Here is a 19,529-nt window from a genome sequence, read left to right as displayed (position 1 = left end):
ATAACATATAATAGTGAGCCGAAGGTATAAGGAAAACTTATATTCTTAAAATAATTGTAATTTATTTTGTTTTTTCAAATTATTAACTACTTTAGCCTTTCAAATTATGAACACAAATACAAATAGCACATATTATAGCTGGTATTATTTCTTTTATAGCAAAGAGACGAGACCTGGTATGTGTAATTTTTGATAGATAAAATTAAACTATATATATAAAGTCTCGATGAAAATCGGGACTTTTTTTGTTTGTAATAGTTTGGTTTGAAACGTAATTAAAACGACAAAAGAAGAAGGAAACATGGATAATGCTATAGCTATACAAGGAATAAAAGGGTCATTTCATCATATTGCGGCACAGCAGTATTTTGGAAATGCTGTTGCGCTAATCGAATGTTTATCATTTGATTCTGTTGTAAGTCAACTCTTAAATAAGCACGTTGATGCCGTGGTTATAGCGCTTGAAAACTCAATAGCAGGTTCCATTATTCCGAATTATGCTCTAATTGACAACAATGATTTATACATTATTGGCGAACGTTATTTAGACATTCAACATCACTTAATGGCCATGCCTGGACAAGGGATTCAGGATATTCAGGAGGTATATTCCCATCCTATGGCATTGTTACAGTGTAAAGCTTTTTTTAAAAAACATCCACATATCAAACTCATTGAAGATAAGGATACAGCGGAAGTGGCACAGCGCATTCAAAATGGGCAATTAAAAGGCGTTGCAGCAATTGCGAGTCAATTAGCTGCCGATTTGTTTGAGCTAGAAATTCTGGCTAACAGCATTCAAACCATCAAGCATAATGAAACACGTTTTGTAATTGTTCAACGTGAAAAACCTGATTTTACCGAGGCTAAAATTGATAAAGCTTCTCTGAAGTTTGAATTAGATCATAAGCGCGGCAGTTTAGCAGCGATTTTAAATGTAATGAGTGATTGCCAGCTGAATTTAACCAAAATACAATCGCTTCCAAAAATAGAGACCCCGTGGAAGTATGCTTTTTTTGTTGATGTGACTTTTGATAACTATAGTAACTTTAAAAAAGCACGCTCTATATTAGAAATTATGGCCGAAGATTTTAAAATTTTAGGCCAATACAAACACACGAAATAATGATTGAGTTAGCTAATCGTTTACAGACAGTTGAGGAATACTACTTTTCGAAAAAATTACGGGAAGTGGCTTTACTTATGTCAAACGGCAAGCCTATTATTAATTTAGGCATTGGAAGTCCGGACTTAAATCCGCCACAAAAAGTTATAGAAGCTTTAACCGAAAGCTTTGCACACCCGAAATCCAATCAATATCAGAGTTATCAGGGTTTGCCAGAGTTTCGTGAAGCTATCGTGGCTTTTTATAGGGATCAATATGGCGTTTTTATGAGCCCTTCCACAGAAGTGCTACCATTGACGGGGAGTAAAGAAGGTATTATGCATATTTCCATGGCGTTTTTAAATCCAGGCGATCAAGCATTAATCCCTAATCCGGGATATCCAACTTATACCTCTGTTACCAAATTAGTGGGAGCAGAGCCTATTTTTTACGATTTAACAGAAGCGTCAAATTGGTTAATAGATTTTGAAGCTTTAGAGGAGCAAGATTTATCGAAAGTGAAAATTATGTGGGTTAATTATCCGCATATGCCTACAGGTACCAATGGAAATGATGCGTTTTTCACAAAACTAATTGCTTTTGCAAAACGTTATAATATTCTAATAATAAATGATAATCCATACAGTTTCGTTTTAAATAGAGATCCTAAAAGTATGTTACAAATTCCGGGCGCAAAAGACGTTTGCTTGGAACTAAATTCTTTAAGCAAAACTTTTAATATGTCTGGTTGGCGTGTGGGCATGGTACTTGGGAAATCAGAGTATATTAATGCTATTTTAAAAGTGAAAAGCAATATGGATTCAGGGATGTTATTCGGGATTCAGAAAGCAGCTATCCAAGCTATGAGCTGCTCTAAATTATGGTATGAAAGCTTGAATCAAACTTATGAAGAGCGGAGAAAACGTATTTGGGAATTAGCCGATGCATTGAATTGCACGTATGATAAAAATACAAGTGGCATGTTTGTCTGGGCAAAATTACCGCCTTTCGTGAAATCTGAAGAATTCATTGATTTATTATTAAAGGAAAATAACATTTTTATAGCGCCAGGAACCATATTTGGATCTAATGGGGAAGGTTATGTGCGATTTTCTCTATGTGCAACAACAGAAATTATTGAAGAAGCGATTGCCAGAGTGCAATAGATTCTAAATAAACCTCCTAAATAAAGGAAAGGTTTAAAAAGTTAATTTATAAATGAAAAATATATATATCATAGGTGTTGGATTAATTGGTGGAAGTATTGCTAAAGATATCAGGCATTTAAATCCAGAGATCACAATTTACGGTATTGATTCCAATCCCGAACATTTGGATGAAGCATTGGTGCTTCAAATTATTGATGCTAAAGCTGAATTTGGCGATTTAAAAAATGCTGATGCCGTTATTTTAGCCGTTCCAGTAGATGCAGCAGTAACCATATTGCCAGAGGTTCTAGACTTAATCCATGACGATACCTTGGTTATGGAATCAGGGTCAACAAAAGTTGCTATTTGTAAAGCAGTTGAAAAACATAATAAACGTCGAAATTTTTTAGCGACGCATCCCATTGCAGGAACCGAGTTTTCGGGGCCAAAAGCTGCTGTGGAAGGGTTATTTAGAGGGAAAACAAATATTATTTGTGAAGTAGAAAAAACTGCTTTTAAATTGCAAGAACGCGCATTAGCCATTTTTCAAGTTATGGGCATGCGTATTCGTTATATGAATCCGAAAGACCACGATAAGCATATTGCCTATGTGTCGCATTTATCACATATCAGTTCTTTTATGCTCGGAAAAACGGTTATTGATAAAGAATGTAATGAACGCGATATCTTTGATATGGCAGGCAGTGGATTTGCATCAACCGTACGATTAGCGAAAAGTTCGCCCGATATGTGGACACCCATTTTTAAGCAAAATAAAGTCAATGTGTTGGAGACTTTGGAAGAGTATATTCAGAATTTAAACCGGTTTAAAAACTATATGGAAGCGGATAATTTTGAGGCTATTCATAAAGAAATGAGTAATACCAATCACATTAAGGAAATATTAAACGGAATACATTAAATTTAAGAACCAAAACTGATATTCTAAATTCCAACATAGTAAACCTATAAAAACGGATTTTAGAATTTGAGTTTTGAAATTATAATAATTATGGAAAACAAAAAAGAATTAGGAAATTGGTTAAATAACTTTGGATTAGACCACCCTTTAGTTATTGCGGGGCCTTGCAGTGCTGAAACAGAAGAGCAAGTTTTAAGAATTGCTCATGAGTTAAAAGATACAGATGCTACCGTTTTAAGAGCGGGTATTTGGAAGCCACGAACACGACCGGGAAATTTTGAAGGTGTTGGTGCATTAGGCTTAAAGTGGTTGCAGAAAGCAAAAGAAGAAACAGGTATGTTAATTGCCACTGAAGTTGCCAACGCGAACCACGTAGAATTAGCATTGAAACACGATGTAGATGTGTTATGGATTGGCGCTAGAACTACCGTAAGTCCGTTTATTGTTCAAGAAATCGCAGATGCGCTGAAAGGTACAGGTAAAACTGTTTTAGTAAAAAACCCTGTAAATCCCGATTTAGCTTTATGGTTAGGTGCTGTGGAACGTCTCTATACCGCCGATATTAAAAATCTAGGTGTAATTCATCGCGGGTTTTCTACTTATGAGAAAACACGTTATAGAAATAATCCGGAATGGCAATTACCAATCGACTTGCAAAATCGTTTTCCAGATTTACCATTAATTCTCGATCCATCGCATATTGCCGGGCGCCGCGATATTATTTTTGATTTATGCCAAACGGCCCTGGATTTAAACTATGATGGTTTGATGATTGAAACCCATTATGATCCTGATAATGCTTGGAGTGATGCAGCACAGCAAATTACACCGAGCACGCTTATAAAGTTTATGGACGATTTAAAAATCAGGAAAGAAACAGGTGAGGCCACGGAATTTAAAAACAAAATCAACACTTTACGAACGCAAATTGACGTAATTGATCATCAGTTAATTGATATGTTAGGAAAGCGTATGAAAATAGCAGACGATATCGGATTACTTAAAAAATCTCATAACGTGGCGGTTTTACAAACCAAACGTTGGAATGAAATTTTAGGTAAAATGATTTTACAAGGTGAAGAAAAGAATTTAAGTGAGGAGTTTATTCTTCGTGTATTCAAAGCCGTGCATCAAGAGTCGATAAACCATCAGGATAAAATAATCAATTCGTAATTAGCCGTGTTTTCTTATCGATTAATTCATCGGTATAAATTAATATCGCATCTTTGTAATAATGACAGGAATAGTATATAAATCTACAGGAAGTTGGTACACCGTGAAAACGGATTTAGGTGCTGTTTATCCATGCCGTATTAAAGGTAAATTTCGGATGAAAGGTATAAGGAGCACCAATCCCATTGCCGTTGGCGATCGGGTGGATTTTGATCTGGATCATGATAATAACGAAAAGCCAGTGGGTGTTATTAAAAACATCCACGATCGTAAAAATTATATTGTTCGGAAATCTGTTAATTTATCCAAACAAACACATGTTATTGCGGCTAATATTGATCAGGTTTTTTTATTAATCACCATTGATAATCCGCCGACATTTACGAGTTTTATTGATCGGTTTTTGGTCACTGCCGAAGCTTATTCAATTAAAACCATTTTACTTTTTAATAAAGTAGATACCTATGATGACGACACTTTAAACGAAGTGCGATATCTAGCTCATATTTATCGAAAAATCGGTTATGAATGTATCGGGATTTCCGCAACAACTGGAAAAAACATCGATAAGGTTAAAGCAATAATGACAGGGAAGGTTAGCATGTTTGCTGGGCATTCTGGCGTAGGGAAATCGACGTTAGTAAATGCTATTGAACCGACACTGGATTTGAAAACTAAAGCTATTTCGGAACAGCACATGCAAGGGCAACATACTACAACCTTTGCTGAAATGTTTGATTTGAGCTTTGATGCCAAGATTATCGACACGCCAGGAATTAAAGGTTTTGGTGTGGTAGATATGGAAAAAGAAGAAATTGGTGATTATTTCCCAGAGTTTTTCGCACTAAAAGAGCATTGCAAATTTAATAATTGCATCCACGTGGAAGAGCCTGAATGTGCCGTAAAAACAGCACTGGATGCGGATGAAATTGCTATTTCGCGCTACCGAAGTTATTTGCAAATTTTAGAAGGTGATGAAGATCATTATCGTACCGAAGAATGGATGAAATAATTTTCAACTCCTTGTAAAAGTCGAATTACTCCAAAATTAAAATCTAGTTAATATGAAAGCAGTTATTCAGCGTGTTTCGCAAGCAAGCGTGACTATTAATGGAAAAAAAGTAGCGGCTATAAAATCAGGTTTATTGGTTTTATTAGGTATTGTTAGTGATGATGCAACAGATGATATTTCTTGGCTTTCCAATAAAATGGTGAATATGCGTATTTTTCCAGATGCCGAAGGCGTTATGAATAATTCTATATCCGATAATCATGGAGACATTATTGTGGTGAGTCAGTTTACTTTGCACGCAAATACTAAAAAAGGGAATAGACCGAGTTATATAAAAGCAGCAAAACCCGATGTGGCTATTCCGCTTTACCAGAGTTTTATCAAGCAGCTGGAATCCGATTTAGGAAAGCCAATTCAAACAGGTGAATTCGGTGCTGATATGGAAGTCGCACTAATTAACGACGGCCCTGTTACTATAATTATTGACACTAAAAATAAAGACTAATGAATATTGAAAACGCACAAGTAGCCGTTGATGAATGGATAAAAGAACACGGTGTCCGATATTTTAACGAGCTGACTAATATGGCGCAGTTAACGGAAGAAGTTGGCGAAGTCGCTCGAATTATAGCAAGACGTTATGGCGAACAAAGCGAAAAAGAAAGCGATAAAAATAAAGATTTAGGTGAAGAATTAGCAGACGTTGTTTTTGTAGTTTTATGTTTAGCAAACCAAACAGGAATTGATTTACAAGCAGCTTTTGATAAAAAATTGGATATTAAAACCAAGCGTGACCATGATCGTCATCAAAATAATCCAAAGTTGAAATAGTACTTATTTCAATGCTCATATATTCGAGATAAACACATTTACTGAAATTATGAACCTCAAACTCGAAAAATCAATCTTTCAAAAACAGGAAACGGTTATAAAAATTACCGGTTCAAAAAGCGAATCTAATAGATTGTTATTGTTACAGGCTTTATATCCGGAAATTAAGATTCACAATCTTTCCAATTCGGATGATACGGTTTTTATGGAAAAAGCCTTGTCAACAAATTCAGACTCTATAGATGTGCATCATGCGGGAACGGCCATGCGATTCTTAACGGCCTATTTCGCCGTGCAGGAAAACCGAACAGTTTCTATTACGGGTTCGCAACGGATGAAGGAACGTCCTATTAAAATTTTGGTGGATGCATTAAATCAATTAGGCGCCAATATCAGCTATTTAGAAAATGATGGATTCCCACCTTTGCAGATTAAAGGTCGGGTATTAACTAGCAGTCAGGTTAAAATTGAAGCAGGTGTTAGTAGTCAATATATTTCAGCATTATTACTTATTGGTTCAAAATTAGAAAATGGACTAAATTTGACTTTAGAAGGCGAAATCACTTCTATTCCATACATAAAAATGACACTTCAATTACTAAACCAAATTGGTGTGGAAACGGTTTTCGAAAATAACGTTATTCAAATTAAACCTTTTGAAGAATTAAAAGAAACGGAATTAACCGTTGAAAGCGATTGGTCTTCTGCTTCCTATTTTTACAGTTTAATAGCTTTAAGCGCTATTGGAACAGAAGTGAAACTGACATTTTATAAGGAGAATAGTTTACAGGGCGATTCCGTATTAGCAGAAATTTATAAAATATTTGGGGTTTCAACGAGCTTCCATGAAAATAGCATTTCACTAAAAAAAATAGTAGATATTGATTCATCTTATCGTGTAAAATTGAATTTGGTTAACGCACCAGATATTGCACAAACTATTGCGGTTACGTGTTTTGCTTTGGACGTTTCGTGCCATTTGTCTGGTTTGCATACGCTTAAAATTAAAGAAACAGACAGATTGGTGGCTTTAAAAACCGAATTAGAAAAATTAGGAGCACATGTTAGTATCTCTTCAGAAAGTTTAGAATTGAAAGCAACATCAATTATAAAAAAAGATATTTCTATTGATACCTACAACGATCATAGGATGGCTATGGCTTTTGCGCCGTTATCTCTAAAAACAGATATCGTTATCAACGATTGGGAAGTCGTTTCCAAATCTTATCCAACATTTTGGAATGATCTAAAAAGCATCGGAATCAACCAATTTGAATAATAAATGGCTAAATACTTGACAACGCCTACTTTCAGGTCGTATATTTGCAACCTTGCATTTAGTATTTATTAACCCTTAAAACCTATACAGCTATCAAAAAAATGAAATTATCGCATTTTCACTTCGAGTTACCCGAAGAGTTATTAGCGGAATATCCTTCTGAAAACAGGGATGAGTCACGTTTAATGGTATTAAACAGAAAAGAGCAAACAATCGAGCATAAAATGTTTAAGGACATTATCGATTATTTTGATGAGGATGATGTCATGATTTTAAACGACACTAAAGTTTTTCCTGCTCGCTTATATGGTAATAAGGAAAAAACGGGTGCACGTATTGAGGTGTTTTTATTGCGTGAGTTAAATGAAGAACAACGTCTTTGGGATGTATTGGTAGATCCAGCTAGAAAAATTAGAATTGGGAATAAATTGTATTTCGGTGAAGGCGAATCTTTAGTTGCTGAAGTTATAGATAACACAACATCTAGAGGTAGAACATTACGTTTTTTATATGATGGATCGTATAGAGATTTTAGAGTGAAATTAACAGAGCTTGGAGAAACACCACTTCCTAAATATATCAAACGCGAAGTAGAGCCGGAAGATCAAGAGCGTTACCAAACTATTTTTGCTAAAAATGAAGGAGCTGTTGCTGCGCCAACTGCTGGTTTACACTTCTCTAAACATTTATTAAAGCGTCTAGAAATTAAAGGTGTTAAATTCGCTGATGTAACTTTACATGTAGGTTTAGGGACGTTTAATCCTGTTGAGGTGGAAGATTTATCGAAGCATAAGATGGATAGTGAGGAGATCATTATTAAAAAACCGACAACAGATATTATTAATAATGCTATTAAAAATAAAAGACGTATCTGTGCGGTAGGTACAACGGCTATGCGTTCTGTGGAAAGTGCTGTTTCGTCTAGCGGAACATTAAATGAATTTGATGGCTGGTCCAATAAATTTATTTTCCCTCCATACGATTTTAGTATTGCTAACTGTATGATTACCAATTTTCACACACCAAAATCAACGCTTTTAATGATGGCTTCAGCTTTTGCTGGTCATGAATTTATTAAGAAAGCTTACGACGAGGCTGTTAAAGAAAAGTATAAGTTTTATAGCTATGGTGATGCCATGTTAATTATATAATAAACATATTTAAAAGCCTTGTTTATTCAAGGCTTTTTTGTTTTATTTTTTTACGTTTACAGATATTTATATGAGTGATAAAAAAGACATACGAGCATTAACTAAAGACCAATTACGCGATTTTTTTGAAAAAGAAGGTGATAAAGCTTTTCGCGGTAATCAGGTTTACGAGTGGCTTTGGAGTAAATCGGCGCATACATTTGCCGATATGACAAACTTATCCAAAGAGACACGAACCATGCTTGAAGATAATTTTGTTATCAACCATATAAAAGTGGACGATATGCAAAAAAGTAGTGATGGTACGATTAAAAATGCGGTAAAACTACATGATGGATTAATTGTGGAATCGGTTTTAATTCCAACAAAATCGCGTACAACGGCTTGTGTATCTAGTCAAGTTGGCTGTAGTTTAGATTGCTCTTTTTGCGCAACATCGCGTTTAAAGCGCATGCGTAATTTAAATCCTGATGAAATTTATGATCAGGTAGTGGCTATTGATAATGAAAGTCGCTTATATCATAACAGACCTTTAAGTAACATTGTATTTATGGGAATGGGTGAGCCCCTTATGAATTACAATAATGTACTAAAAGCGATTGATAAAATTACCTCGCCAGAAGGTTTGGGGATGTCGCCTAAACGTATCGTAGTTTCTACATCTGGTGTGCCTAAAATGATTAAAAAAATGGCAGACGAAGAGGTGAAGTTTAAATTAGCCGTTTCCCTACATTCTGCTATTGATGAGATTCGAACTTCAATTATGCCATTTAATGCCACGTTTCCGTTAAAAGATTTACGGGAAGCTTTAGAGTATTGGTATGCCAAAACAAAAAATAGAATCACTTATGAGTATATTGTTTGGAAAGGTATCAATGATAAGAAAAAAGATGTAGAAGCTTTAATAGAATTTTGCAAGTTTGCACCAAGTAAAGTGAACTTAATTGAATACAACCCAATAGACGATGGTATGTTTCAGCAAGCTCATGATGAAGCGATAGACATGTATGTAAATATGCTTGAAAAGAACAATATTACAGTAACGGTAAGACGTTCTCGAGGGAAAGATATTGATGCTGCTTGTGGTCAATTGGCGAATAAATCTTAAAGCGTAGTAAATATCTCCCTGAAATTAGGTGTTTATAAGTTATTTATAACGTCTAATCTACCGACAATCAAAATAGTTTTTCACGCACATTTTTAGTAATTTAGCTTTTCTGAAATAGCGAGATTTACTTTTGAAAATAGTAGAACAAATAAAACAACCCATAGATTATGAAATGGAACTTTTTGAACAAAAGTTTCAATTGGCCATGTCTTCAAAAGTGGCACTTCTTAATCGTATTACCCATTATTTAGTTAACCGGAAAGGGAAGCAAATGCGACCTATGTTCGTGTTTTTAGTCGCTAAAATGGTGTCTAATGGCGAAGTCAGCGAACGTACTTATCGTGGAGCTTCTGTAATAGAACTCATTCATACAGCAACATTAGTGCATGACGATGTCGTTGACGACAGTAACAGGCGTCGTGGTTTTTTCTCCATAAATGCTTTGTGGAAAAATAAAATCGCCGTTCTTATCGGTGATTATTTATTATCTAAAGGCTTGTTATTATCAATTGATAATAATGATTTCGATTTATTAAAAATCATTTCCATTGCCGTTCGCGAAATGAGTGAAGGCGAATTACTTCAAATAGAAAAAGCACGAAAGCTCGATATTACCGAAGCGATTTATTATGAAATTATCCGTCAGAAAACGGCGACGCTTATTGCGGCTTGTTGCAGTTTAGGTGCTGCATCAGTAAAACCAGGATCAGACCATGTGGAACGCATGCGGAAGTTTGGTGAGCTGATTGGGATGGCTTTTCAAATTAAAGATGACTTGTTCGACTATGGAACCGAAAAAATAGGCAAACCCACAGGAATAGATATTAAAGAGCAAAAAATGACCTTGCCTTTAATTTATGTTTTAAACCATGCCAATAAAAAGGATAAACGCTGGTTAATTAATTCTATTAAAAATCATAATAAGGATAAAAAGCGTGTCCGTGAGGTTATTAATTTTGTTAAGGAACAAGGTGGATTAGATTATGCCATAACCAAAATGAAAACCTTTCAAGCAGAAGCTTTAGAAATTCTAAATACGTATCCAAAATCTGATTTCCGCGATTCACTAGAACTTATGGTGAATTATGTCATCCAGCGAAAAAAATAATATTTCTTTTAAACTTCAGGCAACCTTTCTTAAACAATTTGCGTCTTTATAAATAGAAGCTCTAATGAAAGCAATTTTGAAGGTTATCCAACTACACAAAAATAATATAAACCTTATTAATAAGGCAGCTAAAAACAATCGGGAAGCACAACGCGTGCTCTTTGATACGCATGCGCCTAAAATGTTAAGTGTTTGTCGGTATTATGTAAGAGATTTCCAAAAAGCCGAAGAGGTTATGCTCAACGGATTCTTAAAAGCTTTCACACATTTGAAACAATTTCAGGATACGGGTAGTTTTGAAGGTTGGTTACGGAAAATTATGGTTAGGGAAGCTATTTCATATTTGCGACAATCTAAAAATATTGAGTTTCCTATGGAAACTGTGGCGCATCAAGAAGGTTATAACGAAACTTATAGCAATATAGAAGTAGATGAAATACAACAACTAATTGATGCGCTACCGGAAGGTTATAAAATGGTGTTCGTTATGTATGCTATTGAAGGTTACAAACATCAGGAAATTGCAGAGATGCTTAATATAACCGAAGGTACTTCGAAATCGCAGTTGTTTAAAGCTAGAAAAATGCTTCAACAAAAACTACACGTTTTAAATAAAACACATTATGGAAGCGAATAAATTTGAAAATAACATAAAGAAAGTCTTGGAAGAACGTCAGATTCAACCTTCTTCGGAAGCATGGAATCAGTTGTCTAGTAGGTTGGATTCACAAGATAAAAAATCCACCAATAAGTACATTTTATTTATAGGAATTGCGGCGAGTGTTATTGGTGTGCTATTTTTAATGAATACGTTTAATCCATTTGAAAGTATCCAAAATCCCACAACACCTGCTATTGTAAATACTCCTTCTGCTCCTTCGGAAAAGATAATGACTAATGAAAAGAATTCGAAAATGTCTAAAAATTCCGAAGCTATAGTTGCGACGACTGAAAAAGTGAAGGAAAACTCAATTGAAAATAAAATTAATAATGCGCCAAATAAAAAGGCGATAACGAATCCTAAAAAAGGATCAGAAATACGATTGGCTTTGGTAGATGCAAACAAGGTGAATACAGAAGCTCAAGATAGTTATATGGAAACAAATTCTTTTATTACTGGTGTCTCTGAACAAACACTTTTGAAAAATAATATTGAAAAAGCTATTGTTGAAGCATCGTTGAATGCTGAAGTGGATGCTTTATTAAAACAAGCTAAACATAATGTTTCTATAGAAAAATCTTCAGAAGCAAATAATCATATTGCACATGCAAATAGTTTATTGCAAGATGTAGAATTAGATTTAGACAAATCTTTTCGTGATAAAGTTTTCGAAACATTAAAAACAAACTTTACTATAGTAAAAACGGCAGTTGCCGATCGTAATAATTAATATTTCATCAATCAAAAATCAAACAGTTATGCAAAACATTACCAAATACCTAGTAGGCTTTATGTTGGCCTTTATCGTTCAGTTTAATTATGCACAGGACGTGAACAATAGCGAGCAAATTTCTGATCTTCAGGAACGCAAAATAGATGTTCAGACGGAAGAGAAAAGTGAGTTAAAAAAAGGGGTAGAAGCCATTAATGTTCGTTTAGATAATAAGGAAGTCACACAAAAGGAAGCTTCTGAATTGAAAACAATTGTGGCTAAAAAACATGCTTTAAATATTGAAAATCGATTGGCAATTATTGATAATAAGATTGCCTTATTAGAACGAAATGAAACGCTAAATAAGGATTTACAGACATCCGGGAATAAAATTTTTATAAGCATTGGAAAAGGTAAGGATTCCGATAAATATGATTCTGGCTCGATATATATTGGTCCAGAAGACAGAAAAAAACCTGTTATTTATGACAGGCGAACTTCGAGTGATTTCGTGTTTGCTATTGGTTTTAACAATGCGATTACACAAGGCGAATCTTTAAACGATTCACCTTACAAATTGGGCGGTTCTGGATTTGTAGAATTAGGATGGGCATGGAAAACACGGGTTTTTGAAAACACTAATGCCGTGCGTTTTAAATATGGGGTTTCTTTGCAGTGGAATAAATTAAATATTAAAGATAATTTATATTTTGCCGAAGAAAACGATGTAGTGAGTTTAGAAGCGTATCCGCTGAATTTGAAAAAATCGAAATTCAGAACAACTAATTTAGTAATCCCTATTCATTTTGAGTTTGGTCCATCTAAAAAAATAGAAGGTGATAATTACTTTAGATATTCTACATATAGAAAATTTAAGATTGGGGTTGGTGGATATGGTGGTGTAGTTTTGCAATCACTACAGAAATTGAAGTATACTGAAAATGGTAATAGTCAGAAAGATAAGTTTAAGGATTATAATACTAATAATTTTGTCTATGGCTTAAGTAGTTATATTTCTTGGGGTAATGTGGGGGTTTATGCTAAATATGATTTATCTACCATGTTTAAAAATCAAGCTATAGATCGAAACAACATTTCGTTAGGATTGCGTTTTGATATGGATTAATTGTAAGTGTAATTTGAATTAGTAATAAAAAAGGCTTCAAATTATTTGAAGCCTTTTTTTAATGATTTTATTTGTTGTTAAACTCGAGGGACTCTAAAAAGTTATCTTCAGAGAATAATGTCAGGTTGAGGGTAGTCGATATGTTTTAAATATCAAAACTTTATAATTTTCATGTGCGCTGAAACTGACATTATATATTACTTTATCTATGTTTAATTGGTCGCTTTTATCAAGGCTTTTTCACCACCAACAATGGGTAATTGTATTATTGTTTTATCTAAATCAATCGTTAATTCTGTTCCTGGTTTTGGTAGAATTGTAAATTCACTATCACTAGAGAAAATCATTAAACCTATTTGTTGACCTTTAGGAATAATCTGATCGTCCGGTTGTAAATTGAAATTTACCGTATAAAATTCACCAGGTTTTAAAGGAGCGCTTTCACGAATAGATTTATGGTTTTGAGGATCTGCCCAACCACGAGTAATAATATTATCAGTTATTTTTGCGCCTTTTTCAGTATTCCATGGCAAGGACACCAACCAAACAGATAGGTTAGCTGCAGGTTTGCTGCTAGCTAAAGTGATTGATACTTTTGGTGTACCAGAAATATGTAAATCTTCCGTTAATATTGGCGATGTATATAACAAGCGGTTATTTGAATTTGCTGCTTGCGCTAAATCTTTACCAGCAATCCTTGCATCATCCACTAACGTTTCTTTTCCTTGTTTTTTTGTTTTTATAGCCTTTAAACTTCCCGCACTTTTTCCGCCTTTTCCTATATTAAGAGTAACGTTTTGTGCTTTTGGATTAGGATAATCAGCGTAAGCTGTTGGCTTTTGTCGGTCGTCATTTTCACGAACAATCCACGCTTTTGCATCATTTTCTACACCGTTATCCACGCCGTGTAAATAATGTGTAAACCAGCGATTCATCATAGACATTGGTGGTGGTCCACCATGACCAAATTGGTGATAATAAATTTGAACTGGCAAGCCTTTTTCTTTAGCTGCTTCATAAATTCGGTAACTATGTTCTGGCATTACATTCCAATCGTTAAATCCATGCGACATTAAAAGAGCAGCTTTCATTGGCTCCATTTGATTTAAATAATCACGTCCAGCCCAAAAATCGTTATAGTCACCAGTTAAGCGGTCCATGCCATTTTTCATTTCCGTATCGCGAACGGTTTTATTGTTAAAAGGTCTTTTGGCCTCGTCTCCACTATGAATAAAATCATATAACACATCAATATCTTCGCCTAAATAGCCACCTGGTGAGCGTACTAAACCATTAGAACGGTAGTAGTGATAATAGGATGTATTTGGTGCTATTGGAATAATAGCTTCCAAGCCTTCAACACCGGTTGTTGCTGCAGCTAATGGAATAGTTCCGTTGTAAGATGTTCCTGTCATCCCCACTTTTCCTGTACTCCAAAATGCGTTAACAGTTTTATCACCATCTGGTGTTGTAAACCCTTTAGCACGACCATTTAGCCAATCGATAACGGCTTTTGGTGCTAGCGATTCATTTTCACCGCCAACAGTCGGGGCACCTTGAGATAAACCTGTTCCTGGAGAAGAGGAATGTACAACTATATAACCACGCGGTACCCAAGTACTGATTTGCGAATTAGAAATAATTGGGCGTTCACCTCTACGGATTACTTCTACATGGGTTCTTGGTTTTTCAACTTCACCGAGTTCGTGATTGACATCCCAAAAAAGACCTTCGGCATCACCAGCAACACCGGCGAAATAAGGACTAGATTCGTATACAACAGGTAATTTTAATCCTTCAGTATCCGTTTGTTTTGGGCGGGTAACAGCTACATGCATTCTATCTAAATTACCATCGCCATCGGTGTCAAAAGTGGTTTCAACCCATAAATCATGGCGAATCCAATCTTCAGCATCATTAAAGGCTTCAACTATTTGCGCTTCGCCATTTTCAAAAACGGGAACGGCTTTTTCTTGTGCGCTTACTATAGAAATACTCAAAAGAAAGAGTAAGCTATATGCGGACCATTTTATTTGTTGTGTCATTGTGTAATGTGCTTAAATTATTAAAATATAGAGTAACGAATTTAATGGTTTCAAAGTCAATACCAAAAATTTATTCGACTTTGGCTTTTCTAAAAACATCCTTGTAGACGATATCATCATCAATCATGCCTTTTATTACATAGGCACCGCGAAATAAAACAATATCAATAGCCCCAATATGTCCATAATAGACATGAATATTTTCGAGAATATGAATTACATGATTTTTCACTAAAGTTGGTAGTTAAAATCGAAATACCAATAAAAGTAATTGTATACCTGTTTTTGTCATGCTGGCTAAATAATCTGCGAGCATCTGCTTAATCAGCTAGAAATAATTATAAGCGCTGGGGAGAATTATCCCACAGATTTCGCGGATTTACGAAGAATAGAATCAAACATTTGTTATTGCAATGAAATAATTATCTAATAATAAGATAATTTATAGCGTCATGATGTTTTACGGATTATCAAAAAAGTAAAATCTTTATATTAGGAATAGTGTCAACTTTCATGAGATTTAAGATATTTAAAATAGGAATTACGTGATTATTCTTTTAGAAGGATTTAACATATTTCAGCTTTAAACCTATATTTGCACTACGTTTGTATACTAACCCAAAAACCCTGTTTTTTTTGATATCAAAATCCACTATAGATCAAGTATTTGAAACTTCCCGTGTTGAGGAAGTTATTGGCGACTTTGTTCAGTTAAAAAAATCAGGAAGTAATTATAAAGGATTAAGTCCTTTTAGCGATGAACGTTCGCCGAGTTTTATGGTGTCGCCAGTAAAACAAATTTGGAAAGATTTTTCAAGTGGAAAAGGAGGGAATGCTGTGGCTTTTTTAATGGAACACGAACATTTTACCTACCCAGAGGCTATAAAGTATTTGGCCAGAAAATATAATATTGAAATTGAAGAAACCGAACAGTCTAACGAAGAGAAAGAGCAGGCTGATACACGCGAAAGTTTATATTTGGTAAGCGAATATGCTAGTAAGTACTTCCAGAATGTGATGCATAAAACAGATCCTGGAAAAGCTATAGGCTTAAGTTATTTTAAAGAACGTGGTTTTACTGAAGAAACGATAAAAAAATTCGATTTAGGCTATTCGTTGGATGAATGGCAAGCATTTACGGATGAAGCATTGAAAAAAGGTTATCAACTTGATTTTTTAGAAAAAACAGGATTAACCATTGTAAAAGAAGATAAACGATTCGACCGATTTAAAGGACGCGTTATGTTTCCTATTCAGAGTATGAGTGGGCGTGTGTTGGGCTTCGGTGGTCGTATTTTGGGTATTGATAAAAAAGCAGCTAAATACTTAAACTCGCCAGAAAGCGATATTTATCATAAAAGCAAAGTGCTATACGGAATTTTTCAAGCGAAGCAGAGTATTGCAAAAGAAGATAATTGTTATTTAGTAGAGGGTTACACGGATGTAATTCAGTTTCATCAACGTGGTATTACCAATGTGGTATCATCTTCTGGAACAGCCTTAAGCCCAGAGCAAATTCGATTAATTAACCGACTTACCAAAAACATTACTGTTTTATTTGATAGTGATGCTGCAGGGTTACGTGCTTCTTTGCGTGGTATAGATTTAATCTTGGAGCAAGGTATGAACGTTAAAGTTTGTACGTTTCCAGCAGGAGATGATCCGGATAGTTTTGCCAAGAAAAACACATTAGAAGAAATTTCAACTTATCTAGAAGATAAAGCGCAAGATTTTATTCAGTTTAAAGCATCACTTCTGGTTGCAGATGCTAAAAATGATCCTATCAAGAAAGCGGAAACCATTCGTGATATTGTTAATAGTATTGCTAAAATTCCGGATCGTATAAAAACCGAGATTTACATTCGGGAGTGTTCGCGAATTATGGATATAAGTGAAGAGGTTTTGTTTAGCACATTAGCTCAAATTACTAAAAAAGAAACTCAAGAAACCCATAAAAAGGTTAGTCAAGATCGGAAAGCTTTTGATGTTATTAAAAACCAGGATCAATCTAACAAAAAGGTAGATGTCCAGTATGAATTAGAGCGAAAAATTATTCAAATTCTATTGTTGTATGGTAACAAAACAGAAGATTTTGAAGATTTAATTTTGAAAGAAAATGAGACCAATGAATTGGTTTTAGAGCCTGTTAAACATCAAGCAAAGGTATTTGAAAAAATATATTTAGATCTACAGGAAGATGAAATGCAGTTTACCAATGAAACTTTCAGGGACTTGTATTACACCATTATTGAAACGCTTAATCAAAATCCTGATTTTCTAATCGAAAATATTGTAAATACGGTAGAGTCCAGTATGGCTAGTGAGATAACAACCATATTAATGGAGGATGAGCGTCATTCTTTATCGGATTGGGAGCGTCAAAATATTTTTCCAAAATCTAAAGACTCTACCATTGCACAATTAGTAAGTGAAACTATTTTAAGTTTACGGTGCTACCTAATTGACTTAAAAGTTCGTGAGTTTCAACAGGGAACGTTGAGCAATATGGCAGACACAAATCGTAATATTCTAGAAGAAGTAAAGGATTACTCCGGACTAAAAATGTTGCTTTCTAGAAAACTTAATCGCGTTTTATAGTTACAACTCGAGTAGTTTAGCGCGACTAATTAAATCCACGATATTTGAAACATTCAATTTTTTCATGAGGCGTGCTTTATAGGTACTAACAGTTTTTTCATTAATCTCCAATTCTTGAGCTATTTCTTTATTTTTTCGACCCGAAGCTAAAAGTTTTAAAACTTCAATTTCACGGGTGGATAGCTTTTTGTAATAGGACCCTGTTCTCGAAGATCGGTTTTTGGAAGACATTTGTTCTGCCATCGCTTCACTTAAATACACATTGCCATCATTAACCTTTAGAATAGCTTCCTTAATAGTCGCAATACTGGCAGTTTTCATTAAGTAGCCTTCAGCACCAGATTTAATGGTGTTGATAGCATAAATTTCTTCGGGCTGTGCAGTGAACATAATGGTTTTAACTTTCGGAAATTCTTTTCGTAAGCGCCGTAAGGCAGTAATACCATTTAGTTTCGGTAAGTCTATTTCTGTTAAAATAATATCTACAGGATGTTGTTTTAAGAAATCAAAAATAGCTTCTCCATTATTTACACCACCAACAACTTGAATTTGAGGGGATGTAACAAACAATAACTCTAGTCCTTTTATAACTATAGGATGGTTGTCAACGACCAACAGTTTTATCATATTGATTTAATTTTAAAATTAATACTGTTGAGGCAAGGTTGTAATTGGGACGTTATTGTAAATATATAAAATATTTGACAGAAAATTCTATATTATTTAAAATTATTAGGAATTTCACAAATAGGTATGGGCTTCATCTTGTGTTTGTTAGCATTATTTAGGCGTTTATATATATTCAGGACATCTGTTTCTCTACCTTCAAAATCGTTTGCTGTCTTTCCTAATTCCAGCATATTCATAGCCCATTCTAATTCTGGATATGATGCGCCAATTTGATCTTCATCACTACGAGAGTCGCCAAATAAACCATCGCTCGGTGCTGCATCCAATATAGATGCAGGTACGTTTAGATATTTCCCGATCGCATAAACTTCCGATTTCATTAAATCGGCTAGCGGACTTAAATCCACACCACCATCGCCATATTTGGTGTAAAAGCCGATCCCAAAATCTTCTACTTTATTTCCCGTTCCTGCTACTAATAGCTTTTCTAAACCCGCGTAATAATATAAAGTGGTCATGCGTAATCGCGCACGCGTGTTCGCTAACGCCATGTTTACAATTTCCTGATTGCCTTCCAATGAGACTTGGGATTTAAATTCTTCAAAAACAGGTGTTAAATCTGTTTGTATGTCTCGTACATTAGAGAAGTTTTTCTTCAAAAACTTAATATGTTCTTGACCTCGAGATACGTGACTTTCATGTTGGTGAATTGGCATTTCAATACACAAAATATTTAGACCAGTTTTTGCGCACAGTAGAGATGCAACTGCGGAATCAATACCACCGGATATACCAATAACAAATCCGTTAACTCCAGCGTTATTTGCATAATTAGTAAGCCATGTTACAATATGATTGACAATTTTATCTGTTTGCATTTTAATGGATATTTTAAACAAAGTGATGTACCTTTGTATAAC

General features: G+C 34.7%; 19 protein-coding genes. 15 read left to right on the top strand and 4 right to left on the bottom strand.

Annotation, left to right across the window (positions count from 1 at the left end):
• The first annotated feature begins 301 nt into the window (after positions 1 to 301).
• The 14 genes from BZARG_RS07945 (at position 302) to BZARG_RS07880 (ending at position 13,336) form a co-directional block, all read left to right on the top strand.
• On the top strand, positions 302 to 1,126 hold the full coding sequence (locus tag BZARG_RS07945) for a prephenate dehydratase (protein WP_008637027.1): 825 nt from the start codon (positions 302 to 304) through the stop codon (positions 1,124 to 1,126).
• A complete protein-coding gene (locus BZARG_RS07940) occupies positions 1,126 to 2,271 on the top strand; it encodes a pyridoxal phosphate-dependent aminotransferase (RefSeq protein WP_008637080.1) in 1,146 nt (381 codons plus the stop codon). Before BZARG_RS07945 ends, BZARG_RS07940 begins: the two co-directional genes overlap by 1 nt.
• Positions 2,272 to 2,323: 52 nt before the next feature.
• On the top strand, positions 2,324 to 3,175 hold the full coding sequence (locus BZARG_RS07935; protein WP_008637128.1) for a prephenate dehydrogenase: 852 nt from the start codon (positions 2,324 to 2,326) through the stop codon (positions 3,173 to 3,175).
• A gap of 90 nt (positions 3,176 to 3,265) precedes the next feature.
• The gene (locus BZARG_RS07930; protein ID WP_008637108.1) at positions 3,266 to 4,348 is read left to right on the top strand and encodes a bifunctional 3-deoxy-7-phosphoheptulonate synthase/chorismate mutase type II; all 1,083 of its coding nucleotides are present in this window, start codon (positions 3,266 to 3,268) and stop codon (positions 4,346 to 4,348) included.
• A gap of 61 nt (positions 4,349 to 4,409) precedes the next feature.
• Positions 4,410 to 5,360, top strand: coding sequence for a ribosome small subunit-dependent GTPase A (gene rsgA / locus BZARG_RS07925; RefSeq protein WP_008637052.1), 951 nt, complete (start codon positions 4,410 to 4,412; stop codon positions 5,358 to 5,360).
• Positions 5,361 to 5,412: 52 nt separating this feature from the next.
• The gene (gene dtd / locus BZARG_RS07920) at positions 5,413 to 5,865 is read left to right on the top strand and encodes a D-aminoacyl-tRNA deacylase (RefSeq protein ID WP_008637159.1); all 453 of its coding nucleotides are present in this window, start codon (positions 5,413 to 5,415) and stop codon (positions 5,863 to 5,865) included.
• Positions 5,865 to 6,191, top strand: coding sequence for a nucleotide pyrophosphohydrolase (locus BZARG_RS07915; protein ID WP_008637115.1), 327 nt, complete (start codon positions 5,865 to 5,867; stop codon positions 6,189 to 6,191). The genes dtd and BZARG_RS07915 overlap by 1 nt, the downstream gene beginning before the upstream one ends.
• Positions 6,192 to 6,240: 49 nt before the next feature.
• On the top strand, positions 6,241 to 7,470 hold the full coding sequence (locus BZARG_RS07910; RefSeq protein WP_008637069.1) for a 3-phosphoshikimate 1-carboxyvinyltransferase: 1,230 nt from the start codon (positions 6,241 to 6,243) through the stop codon (positions 7,468 to 7,470).
• Positions 7,471 to 7,571: 101 nt separating this feature from the next.
• Positions 7,572 to 8,621, top strand: coding sequence for a tRNA preQ1(34) S-adenosylmethionine ribosyltransferase-isomerase QueA (gene queA, locus BZARG_RS07905; RefSeq protein WP_008637086.1), 1,050 nt, complete (start codon positions 7,572 to 7,574; stop codon positions 8,619 to 8,621).
• 70 nt (positions 8,622 to 8,691) lie between these two features.
• Entirely contained in the window at positions 8,692 to 9,729 is a 1,038-nt protein-coding gene (gene rlmN / locus BZARG_RS07900; RefSeq protein WP_008637188.1) for a 23S rRNA (adenine(2503)-C(2))-methyltransferase RlmN, read from the top strand.
• 130 nt (positions 9,730 to 9,859) lie between these two features.
• On the top strand, positions 9,860 to 10,837 hold the full coding sequence (locus BZARG_RS07895) for a polyprenyl synthetase family protein (protein WP_008637021.1): 978 nt from the start codon (positions 9,860 to 9,862) through the stop codon (positions 10,835 to 10,837).
• Positions 10,838 to 10,901: 64 nt separating this feature from the next.
• A complete protein-coding gene (locus tag BZARG_RS07890) occupies positions 10,902 to 11,474 on the top strand; it encodes an RNA polymerase sigma factor (protein ID WP_192807234.1) in 573 nt (190 codons plus the stop codon).
• Positions 11,461 to 12,228, top strand: a complete 768-nt coding sequence (locus BZARG_RS07885; RefSeq protein ID WP_008637174.1) for a hypothetical protein — start codon at positions 11,461 to 11,463, stop codon at positions 12,226 to 12,228. Before BZARG_RS07890 ends, BZARG_RS07885 begins: the two co-directional genes overlap by 14 nt.
• Positions 12,229 to 12,256: 28 nt before the next feature.
• Positions 12,257 to 13,336, top strand: a complete 1,080-nt coding sequence (locus BZARG_RS07880) for a hypothetical protein (RefSeq protein ID WP_008637067.1) — start codon at positions 12,257 to 12,259, stop codon at positions 13,334 to 13,336.
• A gap of 212 nt (positions 13,337 to 13,548) precedes the next feature.
• On the opposite strand, the gene BZARG_RS07875 is transcribed toward BZARG_RS07880, so the two are convergent.
• Positions 13,549 to 15,381 carry a Xaa-Pro dipeptidyl-peptidase gene (locus BZARG_RS07875; protein ID WP_008637092.1) on the bottom strand — a complete coding sequence of 611 codons (1,833 nt, stop codon included), beginning with the start codon at positions 15,379 to 15,381 and terminating at the stop codon, positions 13,549 to 13,551.
• A 70-nt stretch (positions 15,382 to 15,451) separates the two neighbouring features.
• On the bottom strand, positions 15,452 to 15,613 hold the full coding sequence (locus BZARG_RS15775) for a hypothetical protein (protein WP_008637161.1): 162 nt from the start codon (positions 15,611 to 15,613) through the stop codon (positions 15,452 to 15,454).
• Positions 15,614 to 16,017: 404 nt separating this feature from the next.
• Here BZARG_RS15775 and dnaG point away from each other — a divergent pair, with 404 nt between their 5' ends.
• Positions 16,018 to 17,979 (top strand): DNA primase, encoded by a 1,962-nt coding sequence (dnaG, locus tag BZARG_RS07870; protein ID WP_008637118.1) that lies wholly within the window; start codon positions 16,018 to 16,020, stop codon positions 17,977 to 17,979.
• Here dnaG and BZARG_RS07865 read toward each other — a convergent pair whose 3' ends face one another.
• Positions 17,980 to 18,606, bottom strand: coding sequence for a response regulator (locus BZARG_RS07865; protein ID WP_008637038.1), 627 nt, complete (start codon positions 18,604 to 18,606; stop codon positions 17,980 to 17,982). It lies immediately after the preceding gene.
• A gap of 92 nt (positions 18,607 to 18,698) precedes the next feature.
• The gene (gene nadE, locus BZARG_RS07860) at positions 18,699 to 19,487 is read right to left on the bottom strand and encodes an NAD(+) synthase (RefSeq protein WP_008637035.1); all 789 of its coding nucleotides are present in this window, start codon (positions 19,485 to 19,487) and stop codon (positions 18,699 to 18,701) included.
• Positions 19,488 to 19,529 lie beyond the last annotated feature (42 nt).

Source organism: Bizionia argentinensis JUB59 (assembly GCF_000224335.1).
In the GTDB taxonomy this organism is placed as follows: Bacteria; Bacteroidota; Bacteroidia; order Flavobacteriales; family Flavobacteriaceae; genus Algorimicrobium; species Algorimicrobium argentinense.
The sequence above is the reverse complement of the archived record's forward strand: the minus strand, read 5'-3'. Positions and strand labels throughout refer to the sequence as shown.

Coding starts and splice junctions, on each gene's coding strand:
- BZARG_RS07945 (WP_008637027.1), top strand. CDS start 302: ATGGATAATGCTATAGCTATACAAGGAATAAAAGGGTCATTTCATCAT.
- BZARG_RS07940 (WP_008637080.1), top strand. CDS start 1,126: ATGATTGAGTTAGCTAATCGTTTACAGACAGTTGAGGAATACTACTTT.
- BZARG_RS07935 (WP_008637128.1), top strand. CDS start 2,324: ATGAAAAATATATATATCATAGGTGTTGGATTAATTGGTGGAAGTATT.
- BZARG_RS07930 (WP_008637108.1), top strand. CDS start 3,266: ATGGAAAACAAAAAAGAATTAGGAAATTGGTTAAATAACTTTGGATTA.
- rsgA (WP_008637052.1), top strand. CDS start 4,410: ATGACAGGAATAGTATATAAATCTACAGGAAGTTGGTACACCGTGAAA.
- dtd (WP_008637159.1), top strand. CDS start 5,413: ATGAAAGCAGTTATTCAGCGTGTTTCGCAAGCAAGCGTGACTATTAAT.
- BZARG_RS07915 (WP_008637115.1), top strand. CDS start 5,865: ATGAATATTGAAAACGCACAAGTAGCCGTTGATGAATGGATAAAAGAA.
- BZARG_RS07910 (WP_008637069.1), top strand. CDS start 6,241: ATGAACCTCAAACTCGAAAAATCAATCTTTCAAAAACAGGAAACGGTT.
- queA (WP_008637086.1), top strand. CDS start 7,572: ATGAAATTATCGCATTTTCACTTCGAGTTACCCGAAGAGTTATTAGCG.
- rlmN (WP_008637188.1), top strand. CDS start 8,692: ATGAGTGATAAAAAAGACATACGAGCATTAACTAAAGACCAATTACGC.
- BZARG_RS07890 (WP_192807234.1), top strand. CDS start 10,902: ATGAAAGCAATTTTGAAGGTTATCCAACTACACAAAAATAATATAAAC.
- BZARG_RS07885 (WP_008637174.1), top strand. CDS start 11,461: ATGGAAGCGAATAAATTTGAAAATAACATAAAGAAAGTCTTGGAAGAA.
- BZARG_RS07880 (WP_008637067.1), top strand. CDS start 12,257: ATGCAAAACATTACCAAATACCTAGTAGGCTTTATGTTGGCCTTTATC.
- BZARG_RS07875 (WP_008637092.1), bottom strand. CDS start 15,381: ATGACACAACAAATAAAATGGTCCGCATATAGCTTACTCTTTCTTTTG.
- BZARG_RS07865 (WP_008637038.1), bottom strand. CDS start 18,606: ATGATAAAACTGTTGGTCGTTGACAACCATCCTATAGTTATAAAAGGA.
- nadE (WP_008637035.1), bottom strand. CDS start 19,487: ATGCAAACAGATAAAATTGTCAATCATATTGTAACATGGCTTACTAAT.